We start from the raw sequence: 13184 nt of genomic DNA on the forward strand, positions 1-13184 counted from the left end.
AGGTCTCCGAGGCGGCGCTCGAGGCCGTCTCGGCGTCCCGGCGGGTGATCGACGACCTGGCCGCCAAGCCCGAGCCCGTTTACGGCGTCTCCACCGGTTTCGGCGCCCTGGCCGTGCGCCACATCAGCCCCGAGCTGCGCGCCCAGCTCCAGCGCAACATCGTCCGCTCGCACGCCGCCGGAATGGGCGCGCCCGTGGAGCGCGAGGTGGTGCGGGCGCTGATGTTCCTGCGGCTGAAGACGCTGGCGTCCGGCCGCACCGGCGTCCGGCCCGTGGTGGTCGAGACGATGGCCGCGCTCCTCAACGCGGGGATCACCCCCGTGGTGCACGAATACGGCTCCCTGGGCTGCTCCGGGGACCTGGCGCCGCTGTCCCACTGCGCGCTGACCCTGATGGGCGAGGGCGAGGCCGAGGGACCCGACGGGGCGCTGCGGCCGGCCGCCGAGCTGCTGGCCGAGCACGGTATCGAGCCGGTCGAGCTCCGCGAGAAGGAGGGGCTCGCGCTGCTCAACGGCACGGACGGGATGCTCGGCATGCTGATCATGGCCTGCGCCGATCTCGCCCGGCTGTTCACCGTCGCCGATGTGACCGCCGCCCTGTCGCTGGAGGCGCTGCTGGGCACCGACCGGGTGCTCGCGCCCGAACTGCACACCATCCGCCCGCATCCGGGGCAGGCCGCCAGCGCCGCCAACATGCTGCGGGTGCTGGAGGGGTCGGGGCTCACCGGGCACCACCAGGACGAGGCGCCGCGCGTCCAGGACGCGTACTCGATCCGCTGCGCCCCGCAGGTCGCGGGCGCCGGCCGGGACACCCTCGCCCACGCCCGGCTGGTCGCCGACCGCGAGCTGGCCTCCGCCGTGGACAACCCGGTGGTGCTGCCGGACGGGCGGGTGGAGTCCAACGGCAACTTCCACGGCGCGCCCGTGGCGTACGTCCTGGACTTCCTGGCCGTCGCGGCGGCCGACCTCGCCTCGATCGCCGAGCGCCGCACCGACCGGCTGCTGGACAAGAACCGCTCCCACGGCCTGCCGCCCTTCCTGGCGGGCGACCCGGGCGTGGACTCCGGGCTGATGATCGCCCAGTACACCCAGGCGGCGCTGGTGAGCGAGATGAAGCGGCTGGCGGTGCCCGCCTCGGTCGACTCCATCCCGTCCTCCGCGATGCAGGAGGACCACGTCTCGATGGGCTGGTCGGCGGCGCGAAAGCTGCGTATGGCGGTGGACAACCTGACCCGTGTCCTGGCGGTCGAGCTGGTGGCCGCCACCCGGGGCATCGAACTGCGCGAGGGGCTGGAGCCCGCGCCCGCTACCCGGGCGGTGCTGGCGGCGGTGCGCCGGGCGGGTGTCGAGGGGCCGGGCGAGGACCGCTATCTGGCGCCGGACCTGGCGGTGGCGGAGGCGTTCGTACGATCCGGAAAGCTGATCGAGGCCGTGGAGTCGGTGACGGGCAGTCTGATCTGAGACGGCCGGTGGCGATCCGCCCCGGGCGGCGCCCAGTACGCCTCCGGACGGGGCAAGATGACGCCCCCGGGCGGGCCCGGGTGCTCCCCCGGCGGGGCCTAGTACGCCTCCGGGCGGGTGCGCCGCACGGAGGCGGTCACCATCGCGACGCCCAGGCCCAGGAAGGCCGTGCCGCCGACGAGATACGGGGTGACGTCCACGCTGCCGGTGTCGGCCAGATCCCCGTCGGGTACGGCGTCGGTCCTGGCTCCGGACCCCTGCGTGGTCTGCGAGGCCGCCGATGACGAACCCGGGTCGTCCACCGTGGCGTTGGCGGACGGGACGAACCACAGGGCGCACAGCAGCGAACCCGCAGCGGCGGCGGTCAGCAGCGGTCGGCGTGCGGACAACGGCATCCTCCTTGAGGCTGCGGCAAATTGGCCCCGTGCGCCGATCGTAGTGACAACTGCGGGTCGTGCGGAAGCGAGGCCGTCCGGGCCCCTAACCTCCGTCGCATGACGAGTACCGAGACATCACGGTTCGTCCGGCTTCGCGTAGAGCTTGTGGTGGAGCTCACCGATACGGACCGGCTACGGCGCGCGGCGTATGAACGCATCGACGGCGACGAGTCCATGGCCGAGGAGGAACGGGGCCACGCGCGCCGCATGGTGGAGTCGGACGAGGCGGAGGCGCTGGCCTATCTGGTCGACCCGTTCGAGCTGGTGGAGCAGGTGCCGGGGGTCGAACTCGCCCAGGCGTCCTGGAGCAGTGAGCACATCGACTACGATCCGCACGCCGCCGAGTGGTCCGGGGCCTTCGGCGACCTGGACGGCGACCTGGAGGAGGACGACTGATCCGGACGAGGAAGGCCGCTGAGCCGTACGGGTCCGGGTTCCGGCGGGTCTTAGGCTAGTCCGGCGCCTTTGCTAAGTGGCCTTGCGCACAGTTTTACTGTGCGAGGAACCGGCCAAAAGGTACCGGCGTTCTAGTCAGATAGGTCCGGGGTTCTGGGGTCCAGATCAAGATCCAGGTCAAATGGAGAAGCGTGTGATGACGGACGGCAAGCGCCGTAAGGGGCTGGTGGCCGCGGCCGCCGTGCTCAGCGGCGTACTCACTCTGGCCGCGTGCGGCGGAGGCGGTGGCGACGACGACGCCAAGAACGGCGGGGGCAAGTCGCAGTCGCAGGTCGACGAGGCGGCCGCCAAGGACGCGTCGGACGCCCACATCAAGATCACGCCGAAGGCCGGTGCGACCAACGCGGGCATCAACAGTGACACAAAGGTCACCGTCAGTGGCGGCAAGCTCACCTCCGTCACGATGACGTCCGCGGCGACCGGCAACACCGTGGCCGGGACCATATCGCCCGACAAGACGTCCTGGAAGCCCAACGGTCAGCTGGAGCGGTCCACCCAGTACAAGATCACGGCGTCCGCGGAGGACTCCGAGGGCCGTAAGGCGACCGAGAACTCGTCCTTCACCACCGTCTCGCCCGCCAACAGCTTCATCGGCAACTTCACGCCGGAGAACGGCGCGACGGTCGGCGTGGGCATGCCGGTGTCCATCCGGTTCGACAAGGCGGTGACCAACAAGAAGGACATCGAGTCGCACATCAAGGTCACCTCCAGCAGCGGCCAGCAGGTGGTCGGCCACTGGTTCGGCGCGAACCGGCTCGACCTGCGCCCGAAGGAGTACTGGAAGGCCAACTCGACCGTCTCCCTGAAGCTGGACCTGGACGGCGTCGAGGCGTCGCCCGGGATCAAGGGCGTCCAGGAGAAGACCGTCACCTTCAAGATCGGCCACTCGCAGGTCTCCACGGTCGACGCCGAGTCCAAGACGATGAAGGTCGTCCGCGACGGCAAGCTGCTCAGGACGATCAAGATCTCGGCCGGCAGCCCCGAGAACACGACGTACAACGGTCAGATGGTGATCTCCGAGAAGTTCAAGGAGACCCGGATGAACGGTGCGACGGTCGGCTTCACGGACGACGACGGCAAGGGCGAGTACGACATCAAGGACGTGCCGCACGCGATGCGGCTGTCCACCTCGGGCACCTTCATCCACGGCAACTACTGGGGCGCCAAGTCCATCTTCGGCAATGTCAACACCAGCCACGGCTGTGTGGGCCTGTCGGACACCAAGGGGGCGGGCGACCCCAACACGGACGGCGCCTGGTTCTACAACAACTCCCAGATCGGCGACGTCGTCATCGTGAAGAACTCCAAGGACAAGACCATCCAGCCGGACAACGGCCTCAACGGATGGAACATGGACTGGAGCCAGTGGGTGGCCGGAAGCGCCGTCGGCGCCTGACGCACCCTCTTCTCACCACCGCCGGGCGGCGGTCGGCCCCGGAGGCCGGCCGCCGCCCGGTGCGTTCCGGGCGGGTTCGGCCGGCCCGGGCAGCTTGGCGGGTCCGGCCGCCGCGGACGGCCCGCTACCGGGTGGCGCCCCGGCCGCACCCGGTAGCGGGCCGCGTCGCGCGGCGGGCCTTCCGGCCGGGGGAGAAGCCGAGTGGCGTTCCGGCCGGGCCGGAGGAGAATGGGCCGTGGGGGCATCCGTCCGGCCGTGACGGCCGGAAGCGGCGATACGGAGGCGGCCCGATGCCCGAAGTCACGTCCTACCAGCCCGGAACGCCCTGCTGGATCGATCTGATGGTCCCCGACCAGCGCGCCGCCCTGGACTTCTACGCCGGGCTGTTCGGCTGGGAGGCGGAGATCGGCCCGCCGGAAACCGGCGGATACGCGATGTGCACCCTGAGGGGCAAGCCCGTCGCGGGGGTGATGTCCGCGGCGGCGATGGGCGATGAGACCCCGCCGCCGACCGTCTGGACCACCTACTTCTGCTCCGCCGACGCCCAGGCCACCTCGGAGGCCGTCAGCCGGGCCGGCGGCACCGTACTGCTGCCGGTCATGGACGTGATGGACCTCGGGCGGATGCTGGTGGCGGCCGACCCGCTGGGGGCCGTCTTCGGCGTCTGGCAGCCGCTCGCCTTCCCGGGCGTGGGCCTCGCCAACGAACCGGGCACGCTGATCTGGAACGAGCTCAACACCACCGACCGGGAGGCGGCTTCGGCCTTCTACGCGGAGGCGCTGGGCCTGGAGTCGACCCCGGTGGGGGACGCCGCGGGCTACTTCGAACTCTCCGTCGACGGCCGCACGGTCGGCGGGCTCCAGCCGCTGCGGGAGGGGCTGCCGCCGGAGGTGCCCCCGCACTGGCTGGTCTACTTCGCCGTCGAGAAGGCCGACCGGTCCACGGCCAAGGTGTCCGCGGAGGGCGGCACGGTGCTCCGGCCGCCGTACGACATGGTCGCGGGCCGGATGGCCGTGGTGCGGGACCCCCAGGGCGCGCCCTTCGCCCTCATCGCCCCGAAGTCGATGGGCTGATGGGCTGACGGGCTGTATGGGCTGATGGGCGGTGGGGCTGACGGGCCGCTGGGCCTCATCGCCCCGAAGCATGGGCTGATGGGCCTCATCGCCTCGAAGCCGATGGGTCGCATACCCGGAAGCCGATGGGCCGATGGGCTGACGGGCCGCTGGGCCGGGTCCTGGGCCGTGGGCCGGGCCGGTCGCCCGGACCCGCGCGGAGCCCCGGTCAGCCCCGCTTGAGGACGAAATAGCCGGAAGCGGAGCCGATGGGCGTGTACCGCGTGCCGGGGTGGAGCTGCCCGGCGTAGTCGGTCACCTGCCGCGCGGTGCGCTCGGGCGGCTCCTGCAGGGCTATGTAGTCCGGCTGTATGCCCTGGGTGGCGCCGACCCACAGCACCCGGCAGCGGCTGGTGAGCCGGCTTATCGGCCCGACGTTGGCCTCCACCGTCGCCCCGTCCGGGATCCGGTCCAGCAGCCGTTCCACCGCGCTGGTCTGCGGCGGTACCTCGTACGTCGCGCTCCGGGTGAGTTCGTACAGGGGCATGGACGACGACAGCGCCAGGGACGCGCCGCACACCGCGGCGGGCAACTGGCGGGCGTAGGAGGAGAGCCAGGGCCGGGCGGTGTCCCGGGTCCGGTCCAGGGCGTCCACCAGGGCCAGCAGGACGATCGGCATCAGCACCGCGTTGTAGTGCCAGTCCGTGCCCCAGTAGTGGTCGTCGTGGGAGAGGAAGCGCCAGCCGAGGGTGGGCACGGCGGCCAGCAGCAGCGGGGAGCGCAGCGCCAGCAGACCGGTGGTCGGCAGCAGGATCCACAGCAGGGTGCGCAGCGCGGTCGCCGCCGGGATGGTGGCGTTCTGCGTCCCGCCGCTGCCGACCTTGTCCCAGTAGTCGTACGAACCCGCGCCGTTGAAGCCGGGGATGACGACGCCGAGGGCGAGTGCCGAGACCAGGACGCCGAAGCCCATCAGCGCGACGGCGAGCGGGGTGACCCGGGGGCCGCGCTCGGGGTCGCGCCGGGCGCGGAGCCAGATGACGGCGCCGATCGCGGCCACGGTGGCGCCCATGTCCTCCTTGACGAAGACCAGCGGGGCGGCCCACAGCATCGCCGCGTACCAGCGCCCGCGTATCACCGCCTCCAGGGAGAAGGCGATGAGCGGGACGGCGAAGCAGATCTCGTGGAAGTCGAAGTCCACGGCGCGCTGGATGCCCCAGGACACCCCGTAGGCGATGCCGATCGCGAGCCCCCGGCCGCGCCCGAGCAGCCGGGCCGCGACGCGGGTGACGGGGACAGCGGAGACGGCGAACAGGGCCGCCTGCGCGACCAGCAGGGTGACGGGGCCGGGGAAGAGCCGGTAGACGGGGCCGAGCAGCGCCGTGATGGGGCTGAAGTGGTCGCCGAGGATATTGGCGCCGGGGCCCTTGAGATCGGCTATGGGGGCCTGGAAGTGCGCGTACGCCCGTATCGCCTGTTCGAAGATGCCCAGGTCCCAGGACATGGTGGCCATGCGGCGGTAGCGGCAGACCGACAGCGCCGTGAAGGCGGCGAAGAGGGCGAGGGCCAGCCAGTACGGATCGGCCCGTGGGTGCCGCAGCGCGCCTGCCCGGGGGAGGAGCCGGGTGCGGCCCGTCGTGACGGCGGTCGCCCCCTCGGCGCCGGTGCCGGGCGGAGCGGTTGCGGCCGTGTCCATCCAGGGTCCTTATCGTGTGGTGGTCTGTGCGAAAAGATACGCGAAGGGGGCGGGAAGGTTGCAGGGACGGTTTCGCATACCGATGCGGGGTTCCGCGGCGTTGCTGGCCGCGCTGCTGGCACTCGGTGGCTGCAAGGCCGGTGACCAGGGTGGGGACGAGAGCGGGGGCTCCGGCGGGGGCGGGGGCGGGGCCACGGCGTCCGGATCGGCCCTCTCGGCTGTGTCCTCCCTCACAGTCAAGGGGCGTGCGCCGAAGACGGGTTATGAGCGGAGCGCGTTCGGCAGCTCCTGGGTGGACACCGACGACAACGGCTGCGGGACCCGTGATGACATCCTCAAGCGGGACCTGGAGGACGTGAGGTTCCGGGACGGCCACTGCCTGGTCGCCTCGGGCACGCTCACCGACGATCCGTACACCGGCCGCGAGGTGCGGTTCGTCCGGGGCCGCAGCAAGGTGGACATCGACCATGTGGTCGCGCTGTCGGACGCCTGGCAGAAGGGCGCCCAGAAGTGGGACCGGGACAAGCGGGTCGCGTTCGCCAACGACCCGCTCAATCTGATCGCGGTGGACTCCTCCGCCAACCGCCGCAAGGGAGACGGCGACGCGGCGACCTGGCTGCCGCCCAACAAGGCGTACCGCTGTGACTATGTGGCGCACCAGGTGGCGGTGAAGAAGGCGTACGGGCTGTGGGTGACCTCGGCCGAGAAGGACGCGATGAAGCGGGTTCTGGGCGGCTGCCCCACGATGAAGCTGCCCGCGCGCTCGGGCTAGCCGCCGTCGTGGCGGCCGGGGGGCGGCCGGGGGCGCCCGCAGCGTCGTCCCCGTCACGTGCGCGTACGGCTGTGAACGGGCCGCTCAGGCCGACTCGTTGAAGGCGTCGTCCCCATCACGTGGCGTACGGCCGGCTGCCGTCGTGGCGGCGCGGCCGGGAGGGCGCCGGTCAGCCGCCGAGGGTGTCCAGGTCGACGATGTCCCCGGTGGGGGCCTTGGCCCCGACGGGCCGGTCGAAGTCGCCGAGCCGCAGCGTGCCGGGCTCCTTGCCGCCCTTGGTCACCAGCTTGAGGAGGTACGGCTTGCCCTCCGTGGCGATGTAGGCCGTGTAGGTCTCGTCGCCCTCCGACTCGGTGACCGTGATCGCGGGTCGGCCGTCCACGGTGGCGGGCCCGCCCTTGCGCGCGGCGTTGTCGGCGGCCGAGAACCCGGCGAGCAGCTGGTCGGAGTCGCACATGGCGGTGAGGTCCTTGGCGTCCGCGCCCGAGGCGTCGGCCTTGGTCCAGCGGTCGCCGATCAGCTTGGCCGCGGCCTCGCCGTCCTTGCCGCCCTGGGAGCGCCAGAAGGCCGCGTCGTACTTCATGTAGGCGGTGTGACCGGTCTTGATCAGGCGGACGGTGCCGCCGTCGACGGTCATGCGGCCGGTGCACTCCCCCTTGTTGTCCGAGGACATGTGGTACTTCATGGGCGCGCCGTCGATGATGGCGTCCATGTCGATGGTCAGGGAGGTCGCCGCCTTGGTGGTCTTCAGGGCCCTGTTGATGATCTGCGGCCCGGTCAGGGCCTCGATGCCCGGGGCGGACGTGGTCTCCTTGGCCGGTGCGGAGCCTTTGGCCGGGGCGTCCTTGTGCGGGCCGGTCCCGTCGGTCCCGCATGCCGTGAGGGTGAGGGCGGTGGCGGCGCACAGTGCCGCCAGGATCGTGGTGGAGCGCATCAGCCCGTCTTCTTCCAGTTCTCGCAGCCGTTGGTCTTGAAGTAGCCGTCCTGGGCGCCGATGGTGACGATGGCGTTCCCCGAGGCGTTGTCGTTGGCGATGATCGATTCGATGCCGTGCAGGGCGTCCTTGGTCCGCTCCCAGTAGCAGCCGTTGTCGGAGCCGTTGCCGGTGGACTTGTAGGTGCCGGGGGCGATGTCGGCGCCGACGCGGTACATGCCGTCGCCGGCCATCTCGGTCTTCGGGGTTCCGGAGGCGGTCGCGGGGACGGCCTCCCAGTCCTCGCACCCCTGTGACGTAAAGATCTTGTCGCTGGCCTTGATCGTCACATAGCTGCTGCCGGTGACGTTGTCGTTGGCGAGGATCGCGTCGGGCTGCCCGGAGGAGTTCTTGGCCCGCTCCCAGTAGCACATGCCGTTGGTGTTGCCGGTGGTTCTGTAGGTGCCCGGTCTGACGTCGGTGCCGACTTGGAGGGTGCCGTCGCCGCTGAAGGCGGTCTTGGTCTTCTTCGGCTCGGTCTCCCCGGTCTCCTTCCGGTGCTTGCCGGAGCCGCCGTCGGCGGACGAGGCGGCCGTGTCCGTGCCGTTGCCCTTGTCACCGCCGCTGCCGCCGCTTCCGCCGCCCGAGAGGGCGCTGCCCAGGGCGATGACGGTGATGAGCGCACCGGCACCGGTGAGCACCTTGTGCCGGGCGAACCAGTTCTTCTCTTCCCGCTGCTGGGACATGACGGATCGACACCTTTCGGGTGGTGGGCGGTCGGTGGGGAATTTCCCGCGATCGATGCGTCAATAAGAGCAGAGCTTGTGAACCGCGTCAACAAGGATGCCGTGGAGGGGGGAGTTCACGGCGTGAACCGGCCTGTGTGTACTGATCGTCGGTATGCTGGGCCGCCAGCCGCCACAGCAGCACCACGGGACGGAGTCAGCCAGGTGCCGGACAACGCAGCAGAGGTGACCGCCGCGGGAATCGCCCGGCTCGCCGGGGTGGGGCGCGCCGCCGTCAGCAACTGGCGCCGCCGCCACGCCGACTTCCCCAAGCCGGTGGGCGGCACCGAGACCAGCCCGACCTTCGCGCTCGGCGACGTGGAGCGCTGGCTGCGCGCCCAGGGCAAGCTCGCCGAGGTCCCGCTGCGCGAGCGCGTCTGGCAGCTGCTCACCGGGCATCCGGCGGGCGGCGCGGCCGCGCTGTGCCAGGTCGGGGCCGTCCTCCTGCTGGTCAGGGACCGGCCCGCGGTCTGGCACCGGCTGAGCGAGGGCACCGATGACCAGCTGGCCGAGATGCTGCCGGTCGCCCTCGCCCCGGCCCTGACCGCACGGCTCGGCGAGGCCCACCCCGTGCACCTCCCGGACGCGGCCGGGCTCGGCCCCACGGTGCCGCTGCTGCGCGGCGCGGCGGAACTCGCCGCGGACCTCGGCCCGCGCGAGGCGTACGCCTTCCTGCTGGGCCGGCACCTGGACGCCAACCTGCGGCAGTACACCCTCACCCCACCGGCCCCCGCCGCCCTGATGGCCGCGCTGGCGGGCCTGGTTCCGGTGGAGCGGGCGGCCACCTCCCCCGGCGGGAAGGGGGCGCCCGGCGGACCCGGTGGCCCGGATGTGACGGCCGCCGGTGCACAGGCTGCCGGTGCACAGGCCATCAGTGCACAGGCCGCCGGTGAACAGTCCGCCGTTGCACAGACCGCTGGTGAACAGGCCGTCGGTGAGCGGGCCGCCGGTGAGCGGGCCGCCGGTTCCGTGCTCGACCCCGCCTCCGGGACCGGGGGGCTGCTGGGCGCCGCCGGGGCGGCGGTGAGCGTGTACGCGCAGGAGCGGGACCCCGACCTCGCCGCGCTCACCGCGCTGCGGCTCGCGCTGGACACCGACGCCCCGGTGCGGGTGGCCGGGGGAGACAGTCTGCGGGCCGACGCCTTCCCGGGGCTGGCCGTCGACGCCGTCGTCTGCCACCCGCCGTTCAACGAGCGCAACTGGGGCCATGACGAACTCGCCTACGACCCGCGCTGGGAGTACGGCTTCCCCGCCCGGACCGAGTCCGAGCTGGCCTGGGTCCAGCACGCCCTGGCCCATGTGCGCGACGGCGGCACCGCCGTACTGCTGATGCCCCCCCCCCCCCCCCGCCGCTCCGGCCGCCGCATCCGCGCCGATCTGCTGCGGCGCGGGGCACTGCGGGCCGTCGTGGCGCTGCCCGCCGGGGCGGCGCCGCCGTACGGGATCCCGCTGCACCTGTGGGTGCTGCGGCGCCCCGGGGCCGGTCAGCCCGCGGCCCCGCACGTGCTGCTCATCGACGCCGCGGCGGCGGTCGCGGCCCCGGCCGAGGCCCCCGCCGCGCCCGGCGTCACCGCGCCCGCGCCCGCCGCACACGGTGCCGTCGCCCCCTCGCCAGGCCGCGGCAAACTGCCCTGGCAGACCGTGCACAGCACCGTCCTGGACGCCTGGCACGCCTTCGACCGCGGGGGCGCCGCCCCCGAGCGGGCCGGGGTGTGCCGCGTCCTGCCGGTCATCGAACTCCTCGACGACGACGTGGACCTGGCCCCGGCCCGCCACCTCCCGCCGCCCGCCGCGGGCGGCGGGGTCGCCGAACTCGCCGCCGTACGGGACCGGCTCACCGCCACCCTGACCCGCACCGCCGAGCTCACCCCCGCCGCGCCCGCCCGGCCCCGCGCCGAGGAGCCGGCCGCTGACCGCCGGCCCATGACCACGGTCGGCGAGCTGGCACGCGCGGGCGCCCTCGTGCTCAAGAGCGGTACGACGGCGGCGGGCGGCTCCGTCCCCGTCCTCACCGAACAGGACGTGCTGGCCGGAACGGGCCCCACCGGTCCCGCCGGAGGGGCAGCCGAGGGGGACGAGCCGGTGCTGACCGAGCTCGGCGATGTCGTCGTCCCGCTGATCGGGGGCGGCACCGTCGCCCGGGTCGTGGACGAGTCCACCGCCGGGGCCGCGCTGGGGCGCAATCTGAGCCTGCTGCGGCCCGACCCCGAGGCGCTCGACCCCTGGTTCCTCGCCGGATATCTGCGGGGCAGCGCCAACCAGCGGCAGGCCAGCAGCTACGCCTCCACCGCCACCCGGCTCGACGTCCGCCGGCTGCGGCTGCCCCGGCTGCCCCTGGCCGACCAGCGGCGCTACGGGGAGCGCTACCGCACCCTGGCCTCCTTCGAGGAGTCCCTGCGGCACGCGGCCCGGCTGGGCGAGCAACTGGTGCGGGGGCTGTACGACGGGCTCGCGGACGGCACCGTCGAGCCCCATTGATCACGATTCCACGACCAATCCCCTCCGGGATCGGTACAACCTGGACCCGGTCCGCCGTGTCCATGTATACGCTCAAAAGGCGTCAGCACCCCGTGTCACCCCCGTGTCGCCACCCCGTGTCGCCACCCCGCGTCGGCACCCCACGTCAGCACCCTCGCATGCCTTGGCATCAGGTCCCTCCAGGAGCAGCAATGCACGGCCCTCTCCCCGCGCCGCCGCAGCCCCGCCCCGCCACCACCGCACTGGTGGTGGTCCTGCGGGTGGTCCTGGTGACCGTGACCCTGCTGAGCCTGGGCATCCTGTCCTGGGCCGCGATGCTGCGGATCGCCATCCTGCGCCGGCGGCCGCTGGACTGGGCGCTGTTCTGGGGCAGCTGCGCGCTGGTCATGGCGGCCCTGGTGCAGCTCGGCACCGGGCCGGACGACGATCCGGGCATGCTCGGGTACCTCTCCCTGACGGTTCTGCTCTCCCTGGCCGTCGGGGTCACCACGCACTACCTGATCGCCGACATCCGGCACCACCGAGCGGCCCGGCGGCCGGTCGCGGCTCCGCTTCCGCCCCCGCCGCCGTTCCCGTCGCCCGGTTACGCGGCGCCCGTACCGCCGCCGTACGGCTTCGTCCCGCAGCAGCCGCAGCCACCTGCGTACCCTCAGCTCCACCAGCCGCGACTGCCCCAGCAACCGCAGCAACTCCAGCAACCGCACCAGCCCCTCCAGCCCCTCCAGCCCCAGCAGCCCCACCGGCCTGAGCGCATCGACCGCGTCCGTGCCGAACTCGATGAGCTGAGCGACTACCTCCGCAAGGAGCAGGGCCGTTGAACGGGCGCGTCATCGCCGACCGCTACGAGCTGGCCACGCTCCTCGGCCAGGGCGGTATGGGCCAGGTGTGGACCGCGTACGACCGCAGGCTGGACCGCCGGGTCGCCGTCAAGCTGCTGCGCGCCGACCGGATGGCGGGCCCCGGGCCCGGCGGTGGGGACGCGGACGCCGCGGACGAACTGCGCCGCCGCTTCGTCCGGGAGTGCCGCGTCACCGCGCAGGTCGACCACCGCGGCCTGGTCACCGTGCATGACGCGGGCAGTGACGGCGCGGACCTCTACCTCGTGATGGGCCATGTCGAGGGGGCCGACCTCGCCGACCACCTCGCCGAGCACGATCCGTACCCCTGGCCCTGGGCGGTCTGTGTGGCCGCCCAGCTGTGCGCGGCGCTCTCCGCCGTGCACGCGGTGCCGATCGTCCACCGCGACCTCAAACCGCGGAACGTGATGGTGCGCCCCGACGGCGTGGTGACCGTCCTGGACCTCGGCATCGCCGCCGTCCTGGACACCGACACCACCCGCCTCACCCACACCGGGTCACCCATCGGCAGCCCCGCCTATATGGCGCCCGAGCAGGCCATGGGCGGCACCGTCGGTCCGTACACCGATCTGTACGCGCTGGGCGTGCTGCTGCACGAACTCCTCGTCGGCAGCGTGCCGTTCGCCGGTTCCACCGCCCTCGGCGTCCTCCACCGCCATCTCCACGAGGCCCCGATCCCGGTGCGCCGGATACGCCCCGAGGTGCCCGAGGCGCTGGAGGCGCTGGTGCTGCGGCTGCTCGCCAAGGACCCGCAGGCCCGGCCCGCCGACGCCCACGAGGTCTACCAGGCGCTGGCGCCCATGCTGCCGCGGCCGGAGCACGGAACCGGCCCGGCCACCGGCCCCATGGACCCCACGCGCCCCTTTCTGCGCCCGCACGCGCCCT

The 13184-nt window shown here is 72.7% G+C and carries 12 protein-coding genes; 8 read left to right on the top strand and 4 right to left on the bottom strand.

Features of this window, described 5'->3' with window-relative positions; translation table 11 throughout:
• Positions 1 to 1460, top strand: a 1460-nt coding sequence (hutH, locus tag AXW62_RS33070) for a histidine ammonia-lyase (RefSeq protein WP_060947721.1), incomplete at its 5' end; no start/stop codon positions are given.
• Positions 1461 to 1558: 98 nt separating this feature from the next.
• On the opposite strand, the gene AXW62_RS33075 is transcribed toward hutH, so the two are convergent.
• Entirely contained in the window at positions 1559 to 1855 is a 297-nt protein-coding gene (locus tag AXW62_RS33075; RefSeq protein WP_060947722.1) for a hypothetical protein, read from the bottom strand.
• Positions 1856 to 1954: 99 nt separating this feature from the next.
• On the opposite strand from AXW62_RS33075, the gene AXW62_RS33080 reads away from it, so the two are divergent.
• The 3 genes from AXW62_RS33080 (at position 1955) to AXW62_RS33090 (ending at position 4822) form a co-directional block, all read left to right on the top strand.
• Positions 1955 to 2293: a hypothetical protein gene (locus AXW62_RS33080; protein ID WP_060947723.1), complete on the top strand. Its 339-nt coding sequence runs from the start codon at positions 1955 to 1957 to the stop codon at positions 2291 to 2293.
• Between the two features lie 196 nt (positions 2294 to 2489).
• Entirely contained in the window at positions 2490 to 3749 is a 1260-nt protein-coding gene (locus AXW62_RS33085; protein WP_060947724.1) for a L,D-transpeptidase, read from the top strand.
• Between the two features lie 290 nt (positions 3750 to 4039).
• On the top strand, positions 4040 to 4822 hold the full coding sequence (locus AXW62_RS33090) for a VOC family protein (RefSeq protein ID WP_060947725.1): 783 nt from the start codon (positions 4040 to 4042) through the stop codon (positions 4820 to 4822).
• Between the two features lie 208 nt (positions 4823 to 5030).
• Here the strand turns inward: AXW62_RS33090 and AXW62_RS33095 are convergent, their stop codons facing one another.
• On the bottom strand, positions 5031 to 6494 hold the full coding sequence (locus tag AXW62_RS33095; RefSeq protein ID WP_060947726.1) for a DUF2079 domain-containing protein: 1464 nt from the start codon (positions 6492 to 6494) through the stop codon (positions 5031 to 5033).
• A gap of 82 nt (positions 6495 to 6576) precedes the next feature.
• Between AXW62_RS33095 and AXW62_RS33100 the strand changes: the two genes are divergently transcribed.
• Positions 6577 to 7266 (top strand): HNH endonuclease family protein, encoded by a 690-nt coding sequence (locus AXW62_RS33100; protein ID WP_060947727.1) that lies wholly within the window; start codon positions 6577 to 6579, stop codon positions 7264 to 7266.
• A 169-nt stretch (positions 7267 to 7435) separates the two neighbouring features.
• On the opposite strand, the gene AXW62_RS33105 is transcribed toward AXW62_RS33100, so the two are convergent.
• Both AXW62_RS33105 and AXW62_RS33110 read right to left on the bottom strand, forming a co-directional pair.
• The gene (locus AXW62_RS33105; RefSeq protein ID WP_060947728.1) at positions 7436 to 8200 is read right to left on the bottom strand and encodes a hypothetical protein; all 765 of its coding nucleotides are present in this window, start codon (positions 8198 to 8200) and stop codon (positions 7436 to 7438) included.
• Complete coding sequence (locus AXW62_RS33110; RefSeq protein WP_060947729.1) at positions 8200 to 8925, bottom strand: Rv1352/Rv1906c domain-containing protein; 726 nt, start codon at positions 8923 to 8925, stop codon at positions 8200 to 8202. The genes AXW62_RS33105 and AXW62_RS33110 overlap by 1 nt, the downstream gene beginning before the upstream one ends.
• A 204-nt stretch (positions 8926 to 9129) precedes the next feature.
• On the opposite strand from AXW62_RS33110, the gene AXW62_RS33115 reads away from it, so the two are divergent.
• The 3 genes from AXW62_RS33115 to AXW62_RS33125 form a co-directional block, all read left to right on the top strand.
• A complete protein-coding gene (locus AXW62_RS33115; RefSeq protein WP_063817707.1) occupies positions 9130 to 11442 on the top strand; it encodes an N-6 DNA methylase in 2313 nt (770 codons plus the stop codon).
• A gap of 191 nt (positions 11443 to 11633) precedes the next feature.
• On the top strand, positions 11634 to 12260 hold the full coding sequence (locus AXW62_RS33120; RefSeq protein ID WP_063817708.1) for a hypothetical protein: 627 nt from the start codon (positions 11634 to 11636) through the stop codon (positions 12258 to 12260).
• A partial coding sequence (locus AXW62_RS33125) for a serine/threonine-protein kinase (protein WP_159061011.1) occupies positions 12257 to 13184 on the top strand: 928 nt, incomplete at its 3' end. The genes AXW62_RS33120 and AXW62_RS33125, both read left to right, overlap by 4 nt.

Origin of the sequence: Streptomyces hygroscopicus subsp. hygroscopicus (assembly GCF_001553455.1) — a bacterium.
Classification (GTDB): domain Bacteria; phylum Actinomycetota; class Actinomycetes; order Streptomycetales; family Streptomycetaceae; genus Streptomyces; species Streptomyces hygroscopicus.

Coding starts and splice junctions, on each gene's coding strand:
- AXW62_RS33075 (WP_060947722.1), bottom strand. CDS start 1,855: ATGCCGTTGTCCGCACGCCGACCGCTGCTGACCGCCGCCGCTGCGGGT.
- AXW62_RS33080 (WP_060947723.1), top strand. CDS start 1,955: ATGACGAGTACCGAGACATCACGGTTCGTCCGGCTTCGCGTAGAGCTT.
- AXW62_RS33085 (WP_060947724.1), top strand. CDS start 2,490: ATGACGGACGGCAAGCGCCGTAAGGGGCTGGTGGCCGCGGCCGCCGTG.
- AXW62_RS33090 (WP_060947725.1), top strand. CDS start 4,040: ATGCCCGAAGTCACGTCCTACCAGCCCGGAACGCCCTGCTGGATCGAT.
- AXW62_RS33095 (WP_060947726.1), bottom strand. CDS start 6,494: ATGGACACGGCCGCAACCGCTCCGCCCGGCACCGGCGCCGAGGGGGCG.
- AXW62_RS33100 (WP_060947727.1), top strand. CDS start 6,577: ATGCGGGGTTCCGCGGCGTTGCTGGCCGCGCTGCTGGCACTCGGTGGC.
- AXW62_RS33105 (WP_060947728.1), bottom strand. CDS start 8,200: ATGCGCTCCACCACGATCCTGGCGGCACTGTGCGCCGCCACCGCCCTC.
- AXW62_RS33110 (WP_060947729.1), bottom strand. CDS start 8,925: ATGTCCCAGCAGCGGGAAGAGAAGAACTGGTTCGCCCGGCACAAGGTG.
- AXW62_RS33120 (WP_063817708.1), top strand. CDS start 11,634: ATGCACGGCCCTCTCCCCGCGCCGCCGCAGCCCCGCCCCGCCACCACC.